Here is a 15,888-nt window from a genome sequence, read left to right as displayed (position 1 = left end):
TTTGTGGTTTTCATTGGTTTTCGAGCAGAAGCCATCAATATCTATTTTTACTTATTTTTTGAAAATAATTATGACCGATATATTAGCATTAGACCCAAAGCAACATATCATTATAAAAGGGGCAAAACTACATAACCTGAAAAATATCAATGTAGCTATTCCCCGCAATAAACTGGTAGTCATAACCGGTTTGTCCGGCTCCGGTAAATCCAGCCTTGCCTTTGATACTTTATATGCTGAAGGGCAAAGAAGATATGTTGAAAGCCTGTCGTCTTATGCCAGGCAATTTTTAGGACGTCTAGACAAACCAAAAGTAGATTATATAAAAGGAATTGCCCCCGCTATAGCTATTGAACAAAAGGTTAATTCTACCAATCCAAGATCAACAGTTGGTACGACTACCGAAATTTATGATTATTTAAAACTTTTATATGCCCGTATCGGTAAAACCTACTCCCCTGTTTCCGGGAAAGAAGTAAAAAAACACACGGTCTCTGATGTAGTCGATTACGTAAACCGATTTAAGGACGGCAGTAAGTTACTGCTTATGTCTCCGGTACACATCCCCGAAGACCGCAGTGTATTACAGATGTTGAAAATATTGGCCCAACAGGGATATGCAAGAATCAAATACAAAGGAGAGGTGGTCCGTATTGATGATATAAATGAAGAGATAGATCATGACTTCCTGCTGGTGGTTGATCGTATTGTTGTAAGAAAAGACGAGGATTTCTTTAACCGATTGGCCGATGCCGCCGGTACAGCATATTTTGAGGGGAAAGGAGAATGTATTATTGAAGAACTGCCTTCCGGACTGCAAACTCACTTCACTAATAAATTTGAATTAGACGGAATCCAGTTTCTGGAACCAAATGTTCATTTGTTTAGTTTCAATAATCCATTTGGTGCCTGCCCAACATGTGAAGGCTATGGCGACATTATCGGTATCGATCAGGATCTGGTTATTCCTAATACAGGACTCTCTGTATATGAGAACTGTATTTTCCCATGGCGTGGGGAAAGTATGAGTTGGTACAGAGACCAATTGGTGAATAATGCCTACAAATTTGATTTTCCTATTCATAAACCCTGGTTTGAACTTAGAGAGGAGCAAAAAGAACTGGTTTGGAAAGGAAATCAATATTTTATCGGATTAAATGACTTCTTTACCGAACTGGAAGAAAAAAGTTATAAAATCCAGAATCGGGTGATGCTCTCTCGCTATCGGGGAAAAACAAAATGTACCACATGCCAGGGGAAAAGGCTACGACCTGAAGCGAATTATGTTAAGCTTGGTAACAGAACCATCACTGATTTGGTTGAAACACCCTTACATTCGCTGGCGACATTCTTTTCTTCATTGAAGCTATCTGAATACGACGAAAAAGTAGCTTCCCGTTTGTTAAAAGAAATAAATAACCGTTTACTTTTTTTATCTAATGTAGGCTTAGAATATCTAACACTGAACAGAAAGTCAAACACACTATCCGGGGGTGAATCACAACGGATCAACCTGGCTACTTCCCTCGGCAGTAGTTTGGTGGGATCTATGTACATACTTGATGAACCCAGCATTGGATTGCATCCTAAAGATACCGAGAAGCTTATTAATGTATTGAAATCGCTCCGGGATCTTGGAAATACCGTTATCGTTGTTGAACATGACGAAGATATTATGAAAGCGGCCGATGAAATTATCGACATTGGCCCGGAAGCAGGTACTCATGGAGGCGAAGTAGTATCTACAGGGACATATAATAACATACTGCAAAGTGATTCCCTGACCGCACAATACCTCAACGGCACTCTTGAAATTAAGGTTCCTGAAAAAAGGCGGACATCCAAAAATTATATAGAAATCATTGGAGCCCGGGAAAATAACCTGAAGAATATCAATGTGAAGTTCCCTTTAAACATGCTGACCATTGTTACAGGGGTTTCAGGAAGTGGAAAAAGTACCTTGGTAAAGAAGATTTTATACCCGGCAATTCTGAAGGAAACAGGAGGATATGGGGAGAAACCCGGGCATTTCACTAAAATTGAGGGCAACTACAACTCTATAGCTTCTGTCGAGTTTGTCGATCAAAATCCAATCGGAAGGTCTTCCCGCAGTAATCCGGTTACTTATATTAAGGCATATGATGATATCCGTGGCCTGTTTACCGATCAAAAACTAGCTCAATTACGTGGCTATAAACCAAAACATTTTTCATTTAATGTCGATGGCGGACGTTGTGAGACTTGTAAAGGTGAAGGCGAAGTTACCATAGAGATGCAATTTATGGCCGATGTACATCTGGAATGTGAGACCTGCAAGGGAAAAAGATTTAAGAAGGAGATCCTGGAAGTTAAGTTTGAAGACAAAAACATTGATGATATTTTAAACCTTACTATCGATGATGCCATTGATTTCTTTTGCAAGTACGAACAAACAAAAATCGTAAACAAACTCCAACCGCTACAGGATGTCGGGCTGGGATATGTGACTCTTGGACAAAGTTCTTCTACACTTTCAGGAGGTGAAGCCCAGCGTATTAAACTCGCTTCTTTCCTTGTAAAAGGAAATTCAAGTGATAAAACCCTTTTTATTTTTGATGAACCGACAACCGGACTGCATTTCCACGACATACAAAAACTTTTAACCTCATTTGAGGCGCTCATCGAAAAAGGGCACTCTATCATCGTTATTGAGCATAATCTCGACCTTATCAAGTGTGCCGATCACATCATCGACCTCGGACCGGAAGGTGGTGAAAAAGGCGGAGAGCTGGTTGCAAATGGTACCCCCGAAGAAATCATCAAAGAAAAGAAAAGCTTTACTGCCCGATATTTAAAAGAAAAGCTTAAGCCTGTTAATGCCTGATTTTTCTATTCAAAATGAAGCCTATCCCATTCAAAATACCTAAATCTGAAGGTTCTTCCCTCCGTGTTCAAATAGATGAAGGACCTCACTTTTACGATCGGCTTCATTACCACAATGAAATACAGGTGACCACAATCCAAAAGGGAGAGGGCATTTTATATAGCGGGAATAATATGGTCCAGTTTAATCCGGGCGATACGTTTATTCTGGGGAGTAATATTCCACATTTAATGAAAAGTGCCAAACCTTATTTTTCTCCTGATTCAAATGGCGTTTATTCTGTTTCCCTGTTTTTTGATCAAAATTCATTTGGCTCCGATTTTTTTCACATCCCTGAGCTAAAAAATATATACGCCCTTCTCGGAAAGAGTAAACGGGGAATTAAAGTTATTGATGATTGTAATAAGTACATCCATCAACAGATTTTAGAAATGGTCGATCTAAAAAACACAGCGCTTATCATACAACTTCTCCATATTTTAAATGAAATCGACAAAACTTCCAAGAACTATATTAATTCAGACGTTTACCGGTTTTCCATTAATGAAAAAGACGGGCAACGTTTAAACGATATCATTTCATATACCTTTAATAGGTTAGAAGAAGATATTACTATTGAAGATATTGCATCCATTGCTAATTTGAGTCGTTCGCAATTCAGCAGGTATTTCAAACTGCATACGAGAAAGACGTATATTGAATTTTTAAATGAACTTCGAATCGAATCTGCATGCAACTTGTTACTGGATAAAAAAAACACTATTGAAAATATCTGTTATGATGTAGGCTTTAAAAATCTTTCGAATTTCAACAGGCAGTTCAAAAAAATAAAACAACTAACCCCCTCCGAATACAGGTCTATCCGGTTAAAATAAGAGCAACTCTTAAATCTTTCCGGAGTAAAGCCAAAATTTTCAAGCTTAAAATCCGGCTTGAACATTAAGTTATGGTCAATTTATGTATTATCCCTCGTTCTATGAGATGCTTTTATAACTGTTATTACCAATTAAAACAGAAAAGAAACCAAAGTCCGCCTGCTTAAGACCAACCATGATTTCTTCTTCACAACCAACCTAAACCCAATTAAAATCTGTCGACACCAAACAATGTTGTATCCATAGACTGTTTGCTGTCTATTATCATTTCTGAAATTAACTTTCCTGTAGCCGGTCCCATGCTCATTCCCATCATTGCATGTCCTGTTGCTACAAAAAGATTCTCTACACTTTTAACCTTATCGATATAAGGCATACCATCAGGTGTACAAGGTCTGTAACCATACCAAACCTTATTTATATCATTCAGATTCAATTTTAAATCCGGATAATACTTGGGCAGGTTATCAAAAATTCCCTGTAACCTGTTCTTATTTATGTTTGTAGACATCCCCCCCAACTCTAATGTTCCCCCTATCCTAAGATCTTTTCCCATAGGAGATACCGCTACTTTACCTTCGGTCAGAATGGATGGAATATTCGGCTTTATATCTGCATTTTTTATCGTTGCACTGTACCCCTTACCTTCTTGAAGGTGAATTTTGACTCCAAGCTTTTTCAGTAAACGGGAAGACCATGATCCTCCGGCAATTAATAGATTATCAACCTTAATACGATTTCCTTCCTTAAAGAGTAACTCCTTTACTTTGCCGGAATGCGTCCTGAAATCAACAACTTCTGTGTTTGTCATAAAACGAACTCCTTTTTCTTCAAGTGCTCGTACAAGCTGTTCCATAAACTTATTCGGGTGCAAATTTGCATCTCCCGGAAAATAAACACCTCCCAGCACATCCAGCTGAATACCCGGTTCAAGTTTTTTAATTCCGGTTGCATCCATCACTTGTGCTTCTAACCCGATTTCGCCGGCTTTTTCCGCAAGCTCTCTTTCTTCTTTTTCCTGATGCACCGTTTTATACAACATCAGCAAACCGTTTTGTACAAAATCAAATTCAAATTCCGGTCTGAGTACAAAATCATTATACAACTGCTTACTCCATTCGTTAAGACGAAATAATGCAGGCATTGCCCTTCTTACATGCGCTTCATTGCAAGACTTGTAGAATTTATACGTCCATTGCAACAGTGATAGGTCTATCCGTGGTTTTACATAAAACGGACTTTTACTGTCAAACATCCATTTTATACCCTGGGATATCATACCCGGTGAGGATAACGGAATCACATGACTCGGTACTACCATTCCGGCATTTCCATGAGAAGCGCCATCCTTAAGGTCTCCTTTATCAATTACAGTGACCTCTGCTCCGCTCTCATTGAGGTACCATGCAGCACACAGACCAATAACTCCTCCCCCGATAATATGTACAGATTTTTTACTCATACTAAATTACTTGAAAACCATGTGCATATGGATCATCTTCATCATCTATCACAATTGTATTGTATCCATATATTTTAGCCCAACCGGTAATACTGGGAATTATAGCAGTGTAATTACCACATGTTGTAACACCTTCTACTTTCCCAATAAATTCAGATCCGATATAGCTCTCATGCACAAAATGCTCTCCTTCTTTTAATTTACCCTTTGCATACCATTGTGCCATCCGCGCTGATGTACCCGTACCGCAAGGAGAGCGGTCTATAGCCCTGTCGCCGTAGAAGACTGCATTTCTTGCATCAGCATTATCGGAAATTGTTTCTCCCGTCCACAGTATATGACTTAGGCCATTAATATTGGTATCGACAGGATGTCTGAATTCATATTTTTCGTTTAATAATTGCCTGATAACCGGGCTCCAGGTTACCAGTTGCGAAACATTGTAATGCTGAATTCCCTTGAAGTTTTTCTGTGGATCTACAATAGCATAAAAATTTCCGCCGTAGGCTACATCTACAACTAACGCTCCTAAGTCGGGGCAATTAACAATGAGTTCTTCTTTATAAAGAAAAGACGCTACATTGATTAGTTTTACCGATTTTACCTTGCCATTTTCCTGTACGTATTCAACGTTCACTAATCCGGCCGGAGTTTCCAATCGCAACTTCCCCGGTACTTTTGGAATTACCAACCCCTCCTCTATCATAATCGTTACTGTTCCTATAGTACCATGGCCGCACATCGGCAGGCATCCGCTGGTTTCGATAAATAAAACACCTATATCGTTCTTCGGATCAGACGGAGGGTAAAGAATACTTCCTGACATCATATCGTGTCCCCTGGGTTCAAACATCAACCCTTTCCTTATCCAATCGTATTCTTTCAGAAAATGTAACCGTTTGTCCATTATGTTCGATCCATCCAGATCCGGACCTCCACCGGCCACCAGACGAACCGGATTGCCGCATGTATGGGCATCTATACAAAAAAAACGTTTCTTCACTTGTTAATCTTTAGTTATTGCCCCGTTTACTTTACGCCATATTTTCAATGGATTACCGTCCTTAAGAGCATCCGGCAAAATATTTTGAGGAGCATTTTGATAGGAAACCGGACGTACAAAACGTTTGATAGCATCTGTCCCTACAGATGTGTATTTACCGTTCGATGTTGAAGGGAATGGTCCTCCATGATGCATTGCATGACAAACCTCTACGCCCGTAGGAACTCCATTAAAAATTAACCTGCCTACTTTTTGAGAAAGATTCTCTATTAGGTTTTCATGGGTTTCAATATCTTTTTCTGTTCCAATAACGGAGCCGGTTAGCTGTCCCTCCATAGCCAAAGTTACCTCGTTAAGTTCAGCCTTGTCATTGCAGACAATAACCAGTGTAAATGGACCGAACACCTCTTTATGCAATACCGGGTTTTTAACAAATGCCTTGGCTGTAACCTTTGCTACGGCCGGTCTTCCTTTCCATTCCGTATTTTCATTCTCTTCATTGTAAATGGGGTTCACATGATTCTGATCAATTATATCTTGTTTATTGGCTTCGTACGATTTGTAAATTGCCTCATTAAGCATTGTTGCTGCTTCTAACGATTGAAATTCCTGTTTCATGGATTCCATAAACACATCCAGCCCCTCACAATTTTCTACAATGATCAATCCCGGATTCGTACAAAACTGCCCTGCTCCAAGGTTTACGGATACGGCTAGTTGTCCTGCAACAGTTTTTGCTTCATTTTTTATTTTCTCAGGCAACACAAAAATTGGATTTGTGCTTCCCATTTCTGCATAAACAGGAATGGGTTCGTTACGTTCATTGGCGGCTTTAACAATAGCCATTCCTCCCTTATAAGAACCGGTAAAACCTACAGCTTTAATTAACGGATGTTGCACTAAACGTTGTCCTGTCTCATGTCCCGAACCCTGTATTGATGAAAAAACTCCTCCTGGAAGCCCACATTTTACAACTGCTTTAGAAATTGCTTCTGCGACCAATGCATTTGTTCCTAAGTGAGAAGGGTGGGCTTTTACTATCACCGGGCAACCAGCAGCCAGAGCAGAAGCGGTATCGCCACCGGCTGTTGAAAACGCTAAAGGAAAATTACTTGCCGTAAATACCGCTACGGGGCCTGACGACCGGAGCATCTTCCTGATATCTGTTCTGGGAAGTGGTTGTCGTTCAGGTATTGCTTCATCGATAATGGCTTCTACCCAACTTCCTTCTTCCAGCAGTTCCGCAAAAAGCCGTAATTGTCCGCAAGTCCGTCCCCGCTCTCCTACAATCCTGCCTTCCGGAAGTCCGGACTCCAGCATTGCCCGTTGAACAAGAAGATCACCCAGCGCCTCAATCTCCTCTGCTATAACCCTTAAAAATTCAGCCTTTTCCGGAGCTTTCGAATTTTTATAAATCTTCCAGGCTTCATGTGCTTCTTCTACGGCTTTATTAATCTCTTCTTCTGTAGCGCATATAAAACTTTCAGGTAATCGTTCCCTTTTAACGGGATCATAAGAATTAACTACCTCACTTCCCTTTCCACTTGGATCTCCGGCAATTAAATTATCGGTAATCATAGGCTGTACTTTTATAAGTTTTTATAATCTGGTAATTCAGGCCTGGCAGCCAGTCCATCTTCTAATATTTTAATCACCCGCTCTCTTTCATCACCGACCAAAATATGCCGGGGAGCTCTTACCGGTTCAGTACCTATACCCGTCATTACCTCTGCCAGTTTTATATTTTGTACCAATTGTGGGTTAATATCTAATTCTAAGATAGGTAAAAACCATCTATATATTTTTAAAGCTTCTTCTATCCTGCCTGCTCTTACCAATTCATAAATAGCTACCGTCTCCTTCGGAAATGCGCAGACCAAACCGGCTATCCATCCGTCGGCTCCCATTAACAACTCTTCCATAGCCAAAGTATCAACACCACAAAGTATTTTAAATCGATCGCCAAACCTGTTCTTTAATCTGGTAACATTCGAGATATCACGCGTACTTTCTTTTACAGCCTGGATATTGTCCATCTCGGCCAATTGTTCGAAAATCGGAAGAGTTATTTCTATTTTATAATCAACAGGGTTATTATAAAGTAAAATAGGTAAATCGGTACTTTTAGCTACAGCCTTAAAATAATCAGCTACTTCCTGATCCGTCGGTTTGTACATCATCGGGGGTAATAACATAAATCCATGAGCCCCTGCTTTCTCTGCTTTTTGAGCTAACTCTATCGCTGTTCTGGTTGCCCCTTCAGCTATATTCAATATAACATCTGTTTGCTCTCCAAATGTTTCAAGAGTTGCCTCCAAAAGCCTAATCCTATCATCATGAGTTAATGTACTGCTCTCCCCTAATGATCCTCCTATGATAATACCATTAACGCCAGCTTCTATTTGACATTCAATATTCTTTAAAAAGGCCGGGATGTCTAAATCACCATTTTCCTTAAACTTGGTTGTTACTGCAGGATACACCCCAGTCCATTTAACTTTTCTCATTGTAATTTACTTTTATTGAACATTACAAATGTATAAGAGACAGCCTGTCAACGGTACATAAATAAATGCACATAGTAATACTATTGTGCTATTTTTAACAACTAAGAAAATTACGTTATTATTAAAAAGAAGACTTTGGCACGGACTTTGAGACTTACTTTTATGAACTGATCTTAGTTTTGATTGGTTTTTTGGTTGGTTAGTTGAAAACCTCTCATTTGTTAACATGTGGGAGGTTTTCTTTTAAAAAAGAAAAGCCCGGACATTCAACTTACTAACATACGATTTCCTTTTATTTTGATTTTTGGCACGGTGCTTGTAATTACAATTAATGACTAGCCAGTCGGAATAAAATGTTTAACAAAAAATACTTAGTTATGAAAAAATTAGCAATTTTACTAGTCATGGTCCTAACAGGCCCCTTTGCTATAAATGCAAAAACTAATTCGACGGCTATTAACGGATACGGATATGGTAATCAGTTTATTTTTATTGAAGATGGCATCACCTTTTCCGTATACCCTAATGGTGAATTCGATTTCTCTATTGATAACCCGAATCATGTTGGTGTCAACATTAACACAAGAAACGTAAATATTAGTTTTAATGCCGGTTACGGATATGACCATTATGTTCAATATGACGATTATGGAGCTGTAATTCAGGTGCTGAACACCCCCATTTATTATGATTTTTACGGACGTGTATCCAGGATAGGAAGTATTGATATTTTCTACCGAAATAATCGTTTGTACAGAATCGGGGGCCTTTACGCATATTACAATCCGCGGGGAGTCTTTATTCGCTATACCGGGTATATCAACATCTATAACAGAAGATATATATACAGTCCATATCACAGGTATTTTGTAAGACCAAGGCCATCATATTGTTATGTAAGCCACAGACCATACAGAAGATATTACGAACCTGTAAGATATACCTACTACAAGCCTTATAGAGATAATCACAGAAGATCATACGCTACTGTCGGAAGAACATATCACTACAGAGATAACGCAAGAAGAACAAATGTTTACAAAAACGATAGACGGGTATCAACCAGAAGAGACACTCCGACCGTACAACGCATAAGAAGTCGTAGTGTTGAAACTGAAAGCAGAAGAAATAACTCCAGGGCCGTCAGTAAAAGATATGATGGAAATAAAAAAGTATATGAAACACGTTCCCGAAGATCTAATGCCGATATGGCTTCTAACAGAAGATATGATAACCCCGGAAAAGTAAACAGAGAGAATAAATCTGTAAGAACGCAAAGTAAAAACAGAAATTATTCAGGAAATACGAGGACACACAAACCGACCTCAGATGCTAGAAGAAGTAACGGAAATAAAAGATATACAAATAATAATTCGAACTCAACAAGAAGGTCGAGCGCCAATCCCCGTGCAGAAAAGAGACATCCTGCACCACAGAAAAAATACAACACTAACAGGTCGTCTTCCAGATCGTATGAAAAGAAAAGTACGGCAACCAGAAGAAGTACCGCTTCCTCCAGAGGAAATAACAATTCCAGAGGGAGAGGAAATGAATAAGCATTTATTTAGTTAATGGTTTGGTTAGATTACTAAAAGCTCTGCAGGTATGAAATTATCTGCGGAGTTTTGTTTTCAGCATTATTTTTTCTGTCAAATCTACGATATCATCAGATAGCTTTAGTTTTATAATAACCAATAAATAGCCTATCGCAATAACACTTCCTTTTAAAACTATATTCACCAAGGGGTGAAATGTAAAGTCCCAGAAATAAAAAAGTCCTGTAAAAATTAACAGCACAATAGCTGTGCCAAGTGTTTTAAAGGTAAAAGGATGCATCTGGAGCTTATTATACACAAACCAGATCTTAATCAAGCTATATGCAACAAACGACATCAGTGTAGCGAAGGCTGCTCCGTTAATTCCCCACAGAGGAATAAAAACAGTATTTAAAAAAATGGTTAGAACAGCTAAAAAGACTCCAAAAAACAACACCATCCTATAATAGTCACTATTAAACAATATAGAGTTGTTATTCCCCAAAAGACACTCAAACAACTTAGCTACAGCAATTAAAAAAACAACACTTATTCCCCCTCTGTACTGCTCCGGAATAATAAGATATAACTGGTTAGCATTGAGAACGACAAGTAAAAAAATTAAGCCTCCGATTATAAAGAGATTTAATGAACTGCGCTTATACAGGTTACTCAACCCTGCTTTATCTTTTTCATTCAGCAATCTGGCTGTTAACGGATAAGTTATCTGATGCATCGCACGTGCGGGAACCACGATAACGGCGGCCATATAAACCGCTACATTGTAAAAGGCTATATTTTCAATCGATTCATATTGCCCGATCATGAATTTATCAACATCAAGTAAAATCATGGCAATAGATCCTGCTAAAATAATCAAGGAGGTATACCTGATTATTTTACTGGAATCATTTGGTAAACTCCGTACCAAAACCGGCCTTTTAACTTTTATCGCACTCAACATCATCAGTAACATCCGAAGAATATAGGCCAGCATCATCCCGAAAATAAACCCTTCGGCCGACAACCAGTTAAAAAATACCGCAAAGAGGAGTAACATAACAATAATCCTTAGAAAAACTTCTTTCAAAAAGTTTCCGTACACCGTCTTCATATGAACTTTAGTCCATGCAAAAAACACTTCAAAATAAGCCATAGCAATAGCTGTGATATATATAACCCATACATAATCACTTACTATCTGGTTTTTTCTCGATAAGAACGACACCACTATATCGTATCCAGCAATCCCCAGGATTCCTACCGGGATGATAATCAGTAAGGGCAACAGAAACATCATATAGGTAAACTTACCTTGTTCACTGTCATCCTTAAAAGAACTGTAAAATTTCACCAGGGTATTCTGTACGCCAAAGGTCAAAAGGGGCATTAAAATATTTGAAGCCGATAATATATATCCTACTAGCCCGTAATACTGATCAGATAAAAAATTGGTATACAAAAAGAGTGTGTTTACAGCACCTATTGCAAACCCCATATATGTATATATGGTGTTTTGTACCGATTGTTTAACAACGACTCCCATTTTTATTACTTTTAATTTCGTTTAATTATCCGGCTCAAATGTTCTGTCAACGCTCTTCTGGTATACTTTTGAAGGCCGATTGGATAGACTTTCAGTTCGTTCTTTTTATAACTAAGATAATACTCCCAAACGGCAGATTTAAGCTTTTCTCTGGATTTATAACCAAATGTTTTCCCCGTGTTGGTTTCACGTATAATTTGAGCAGCATCCCATTCTTCCGGTCCGATAGCCAAAATCGGTCGTTCCGCAGCCATGTACTCAAACAATTTACCGGGAATAATACATTGCGTCTCTTTCGAATCAATTTCAATCAACATTAATACTTGTGAAGTGCGTTGTAATTTTAGCGCTTCGGAATGGGCTACATAAGCATTCTGATGAAGATCATTCTCCAGACCATTCTCTTTAAGACTGTTTATCACGGCATCGCTAATCACTCCGACCAACTGTATTTTCAGATCATTAGAAAAAGAATCGCTCTCCTTCTTTAACTCAGCCAGGACTTCCCATAATACTTGTGGATTCCTGCCTGATAACAAAGAACCGATATGGGACAAAGTGAATTTATTATCTAATGCTGTTTGATTAAAATAATGAACATCATAACCATTTGTTATTACCTCTATAGGCGTATCTGTTATTCTCTGAAACTCCTTTTTGGTTGTATAGCTGGTTACAATTAACTGATCGGCTGCTTGAAGCACCTTCTTTTCAAGTTCTTTGTGTTTTAGCTCCGAACTTTTAGTTAGTTTAAGGGCTTTGTGGTATCCAATGGTAGTCCACGGATCTCTGAAATCTGCGATCCATTTAACCCCGGTTTTATCCTGAAGTTCCATCCCTATAAGATGTAAACTATGTGGCGGACCTGTAGTTATTATTGTACTAATATTATTTTCTGCCAGATATTTCCCAAGGAATGCTACTGAAGGCTTCACCCAAAACTTTCGTGCATCCGGTATAAAAAAGTTCCCCCGCACCCAAAGCATCAACTTTTCAATCACTGATTGATTTTCTGAGGATATGACTCCCTTACTGATTCGTTTTGTTTTCTTTTTAGAAAATACTGAAGCCAGACGATAAGGTTCTAATATTGGTCTTTTAAGTATCGTTATACCCGAAGGCACCTCTGTTAAAAAAGTGGTGTCTTCCATTGGATAATCCGGATTTTCAGGCACATAGACTATCGGATCGATGTTAAATTCACGAAGGTATTTAACAAACTTAAGCCAACGTTGAACTCCGGGCCCGCCGGCTGGCGGCCAATAGTATGTTATGATCAGTACTTTTTTCATTCAGGCTGCGGTCTTCTTGCAGTCTTAAAACTATAAAATATTCCTCCAATGAAAATCAAAGCCAGTAATAATGAGCCGGCCAAAACTATGCTACTCCCCTTTTGAATCACCTCAGGTTCAAATTTGAATTCAATAGTATGCTTTCCTGCCGGAACATGAAGAGCCCTGAGCACATAATTTACTCTGAAACTTTCTGCTGCTACTCCATCGATGGTTACTTTCCATCCATGTGGATAGTACATTTCAGAGAAAACCGCTAAACCATCATTATTATTGTTTGAAGTATAGACCAAATGATTGGGCTTATATTTTTTTAAAGTTATGTTTGCCAGTGAATCAACCGAAAAGCTTTTATTATGTGCTAGATTCCCGAATTCAGAAACATCTACCACTGCTTCTGTTTTCACATTTAAACTGTCCAGAGCCTTCATCTCTTCGTCGGCATTATCTACGGTTAATAATGCTTTTACGAACCAGGCATTTCCGTTAGCGTATGGATTACGTGCAGGGTAAACACCATTTTGACTCTGCTGAATAATATATTTAACATTCAGCATGTTCAGCATCCCTACATTTTTTATTGTGCCTGAATTATTATCTACTATCTGATATTCAAATAATTCCTGGAGCCGTCCGGGCTTGGCTGCATGGTAACCGCCTATAGACTTATGGAAATATGAAGTTCTGGCGCCGTTTAATCCTTCACTCGGATCGAAAACCCTGAAATGTGTTGTGTCTTTCAGTATTTCAGTATCGGCTGTATTTTGCTGAAATGGCTTGTCTAATTTTCTGGCTGCTACAAAATCTTCTTTATTTACATACCGCTTATCTACACCAACCAGGTCAAGCACCAATAATAAACCAACAGCTACATATGCGTAAACCAGTTTTAACCTTTCTCTGATAAAAGCAAACAGTACTAAAGCTAAAACCAATACAAACCCGGAACTTCTCAGTAAATCACTTGTATACATGGCTTTTCGATCTTCCTTCATAAAATCCATCAATTCCGGAAGGCCCATTTGTGAAAACTGCTGACTGTAGTAGGCATCATTCAGGGCATTAAAGCTAAAGAAACCTTTCCCGATAAACAGAACCACTATAAGCCCCCCTACGATTGCTCCTGATTTTTTTAAAGCGTTTATTTTTTCATCTTTACTTAATCCTGTAGAGAAGAATTTACTTAATCCGATTATAGCCAACACCGGAATGCAGAGTTCCAGAACTACCTGAATTGACGAAACAGCCCGAAACTTATTGTACATTGGAAAATAATCTATCATAAAATCGGTAAGAATGCTAAAGTTTTTGCCCCAAGACAATAACAATGAGAGTACAATCCCCCCTACAAGCCACCATTTTAAACGTCCTTTAACCAGAAACAGGGATAGCACAAATAAAAAGAAAACTACAGCTCCTATATAAGCCGGAGCCGCAACAATAGGCTGATCTCCCCAATAGGCAGGCATTCCCGAAATAAAATTTTTGGCCTGGTCTTTTGGCACTCCTTTATTTACCAGATACTGATATGTATTCGATTCCTCTCCTAATGATTCGCTGTTAGACCCACCAAAAAGCCTGGGAACAAATAAATTTAAGCTCTCTGTTATTCCGTAACTATATTCCGTTATGTATTCATAACTTAACCCACCTTTATTTTCCTTTGGTAATCCCTCCGGATCAATCGTTAAATCACTTTTGCTCCTGGTACTCCAGTCGGCATATTGCTTCGTAGCCATAAGGTTCGTAGCGTTGGTAGCTACAGCCAGTATAACTGCTATTACCAAAAGGCCTACTGTTTTGAAAAAATGAGGTAATTCTTTTGTTCTGTAGGCATCGATCAGATATACGACTCCCATCACCATCACTAAAAACATCAGGTAATAGGTCATCTGAAAATGATTCGCATTAATTTCAAGAGCCATTGCTATTGCAGTAAGTAAAAAACCCCATAAGTAGTTTTTCCGGAAACTCAAGACAATACCGGCCAATACAAAAGGAAAGTAGCCTATGGCATGGGCTTTCGCATTATGTCCTACACCTAAAATTATAATTAAATAGGTAGAAAAACCAAAAGCCAATGAACCTATGAAAGCTAATTTCCAGTCAACTTTCAATACCAACAGTAAAAGATAAAAGCCTATAAAATACAAAAACAAATAATCGGCAGGCCTGGGAAGAAACCTAATGGTTTTATCTATTTTTTTTACATAGTTGTGCGGATAGTTAGCTCCAAGCTGATATGTTGGCATCCCTCCAAATGCACTATTGGTCCAATAAGGTTCTTCATTATTTGCTTTCCTGAAGTCGTTCTGCTCTTTAGCCATTCCGATATACTGAACTATATCACTCTGAAAAATTTTCTTTCCCTGAAGTACCGGCGAAAAATATGCTAATGCGGCAACTATAAACAATAAAAAAACGACAATGTGAGGTGCTAACTTTCTTAAGCTAAAGTTCATATAATTGATTTGGTTAGTCTATTTCTTCGAAATCTATGTATTCTCCTACTTTCTTGGAAGATCTCGATGGGTCTTTTTTAGTCCTGACAGGGTTTTTGTCTATTACTGTTTCCCCTTCTTTGGGTTGACTTCTTTGTGTGTTATGAGACTGCTGCTGATACTGACCAAAACCTTCTTTAAACTTCCTCTCCATCTTTTTAGAGACATACTTTAACAATAACGGGACTAATATTCTTCCCATAATTTTTAAACCAAAGTATATCAATAGTATAGTTAATATAACAATCAAAAACTCCATTTAATATTTCTTTTTAACATTCAAAAATACAATCTAATAATGGTA

At 38.4% G+C, this 15,888-nt stretch carries 11 protein-coding genes; 3 read left to right on the top strand and 8 right to left on the bottom strand.

From position 1 onward, the window contains the following. Positions 1-70 precede the first annotated feature (70 nt). Both uvrA and MQE36_RS11975 read left to right on the top strand, forming a co-directional pair. Complete coding sequence (gene uvrA, locus MQE36_RS11980) at positions 71-2,863, top strand: excinuclease ABC subunit UvrA (protein WP_242936214.1); 2,793 nt, start codon at positions 71-73, stop codon at positions 2,861-2,863. 14 nt (positions 2,864-2,877) lie between these two features. Continuing rightward, entirely contained in the window at positions 2,878-3,738 is an 861-nt protein-coding gene (locus MQE36_RS11975; protein ID WP_242936213.1) for an AraC family transcriptional regulator, read from the top strand. Positions 3,739-3,946: 208 nt separating this feature from the next. Here MQE36_RS11975 and MQE36_RS11970 read toward each other — a convergent pair whose 3' ends face one another. Genes MQE36_RS11970 through MQE36_RS11955 form a run of 4 tightly spaced genes read right to left on the bottom strand, consistent with a single transcriptional unit; the run spans position 3,947 to position 8,710 of the window. Continuing rightward, a complete protein-coding gene (locus tag MQE36_RS11970) occupies positions 3,947-5,200 on the bottom strand; it encodes an NAD(P)/FAD-dependent oxidoreductase (protein WP_242936212.1) in 1,254 nt (417 codons plus the stop codon). Position 5,201: 1 nt separating this feature from the next. Then, the gene (locus MQE36_RS11965; protein WP_242936211.1) at positions 5,202-6,203 is read right to left on the bottom strand and encodes a 4-hydroxyproline epimerase; all 1,002 of its coding nucleotides are present in this window, start codon (positions 6,201-6,203) and stop codon (positions 5,202-5,204) included. Positions 6,204-6,206: 3 nt separating this feature from the next. Beyond that, positions 6,207-7,781 (bottom strand): aldehyde dehydrogenase (NADP(+)), encoded by a 1,575-nt coding sequence (locus MQE36_RS11960; RefSeq protein ID WP_242936210.1) that lies wholly within the window; start codon positions 7,779-7,781, stop codon positions 6,207-6,209. A gap of 11 nt (positions 7,782-7,792) precedes the next feature. After that, on the bottom strand, positions 7,793-8,710 hold the full coding sequence (locus tag MQE36_RS11955) for a dihydrodipicolinate synthase family protein (protein ID WP_242936209.1): 918 nt from the start codon (positions 8,708-8,710) through the stop codon (positions 7,793-7,795). A gap of 377 nt (positions 8,711-9,087) precedes the next feature. Here MQE36_RS11955 and MQE36_RS11950 point away from each other — a divergent pair, with 377 nt between their 5' ends. Next, positions 9,088-10,266, top strand: a complete 1,179-nt coding sequence (locus tag MQE36_RS11950) for a hypothetical protein (RefSeq protein WP_242936208.1) — start codon at positions 9,088-9,090, stop codon at positions 10,264-10,266. A gap of 55 nt (positions 10,267-10,321) precedes the next feature. Here the strand turns inward: MQE36_RS11950 and MQE36_RS11945 are convergent, their stop codons facing one another. The 4 genes from MQE36_RS11945 to MQE36_RS11930 are packed head-to-tail and all read right to left on the bottom strand — an operon-like array spanning position 10,322 to position 15,843. Continuing rightward, positions 10,322-11,791: a lipopolysaccharide biosynthesis protein gene (locus MQE36_RS11945; RefSeq protein ID WP_242936207.1), complete on the bottom strand. Its 1,470-nt coding sequence runs from the start codon at positions 11,789-11,791 to the stop codon at positions 10,322-10,324. An 11-nt stretch (positions 11,792-11,802) separates the two neighbouring features. Further along, positions 11,803-13,083 (bottom strand): glycosyltransferase family 4 protein, encoded by a 1,281-nt coding sequence (locus MQE36_RS11940; RefSeq protein ID WP_242936206.1) that lies wholly within the window; start codon positions 13,081-13,083, stop codon positions 11,803-11,805. Next, positions 13,080-15,545, bottom strand: a complete 2,466-nt coding sequence (locus MQE36_RS11935) for a YfhO family protein (RefSeq protein WP_242936205.1) — start codon at positions 15,543-15,545, stop codon at positions 13,080-13,082. Before MQE36_RS11935 ends, MQE36_RS11940 begins: the two co-directional genes overlap by 4 nt. Positions 15,546-15,558: 13 nt before the next feature. Next, entirely contained in the window at positions 15,559-15,843 is a 285-nt protein-coding gene (locus tag MQE36_RS11930; protein ID WP_242936204.1) for a DUF4834 family protein, read from the bottom strand. Between the last annotated feature and the right edge of the window lie 45 nt (positions 15,844-15,888).

The organism is Zhouia spongiae, assembly GCF_022760175.1.
Taxonomy (GTDB): domain Bacteria; phylum Bacteroidota; class Bacteroidia; order Flavobacteriales; family Flavobacteriaceae; genus Zhouia; species Zhouia spongiae.
This window is presented reverse-complemented; position numbering and strand designations above follow the sequence as displayed.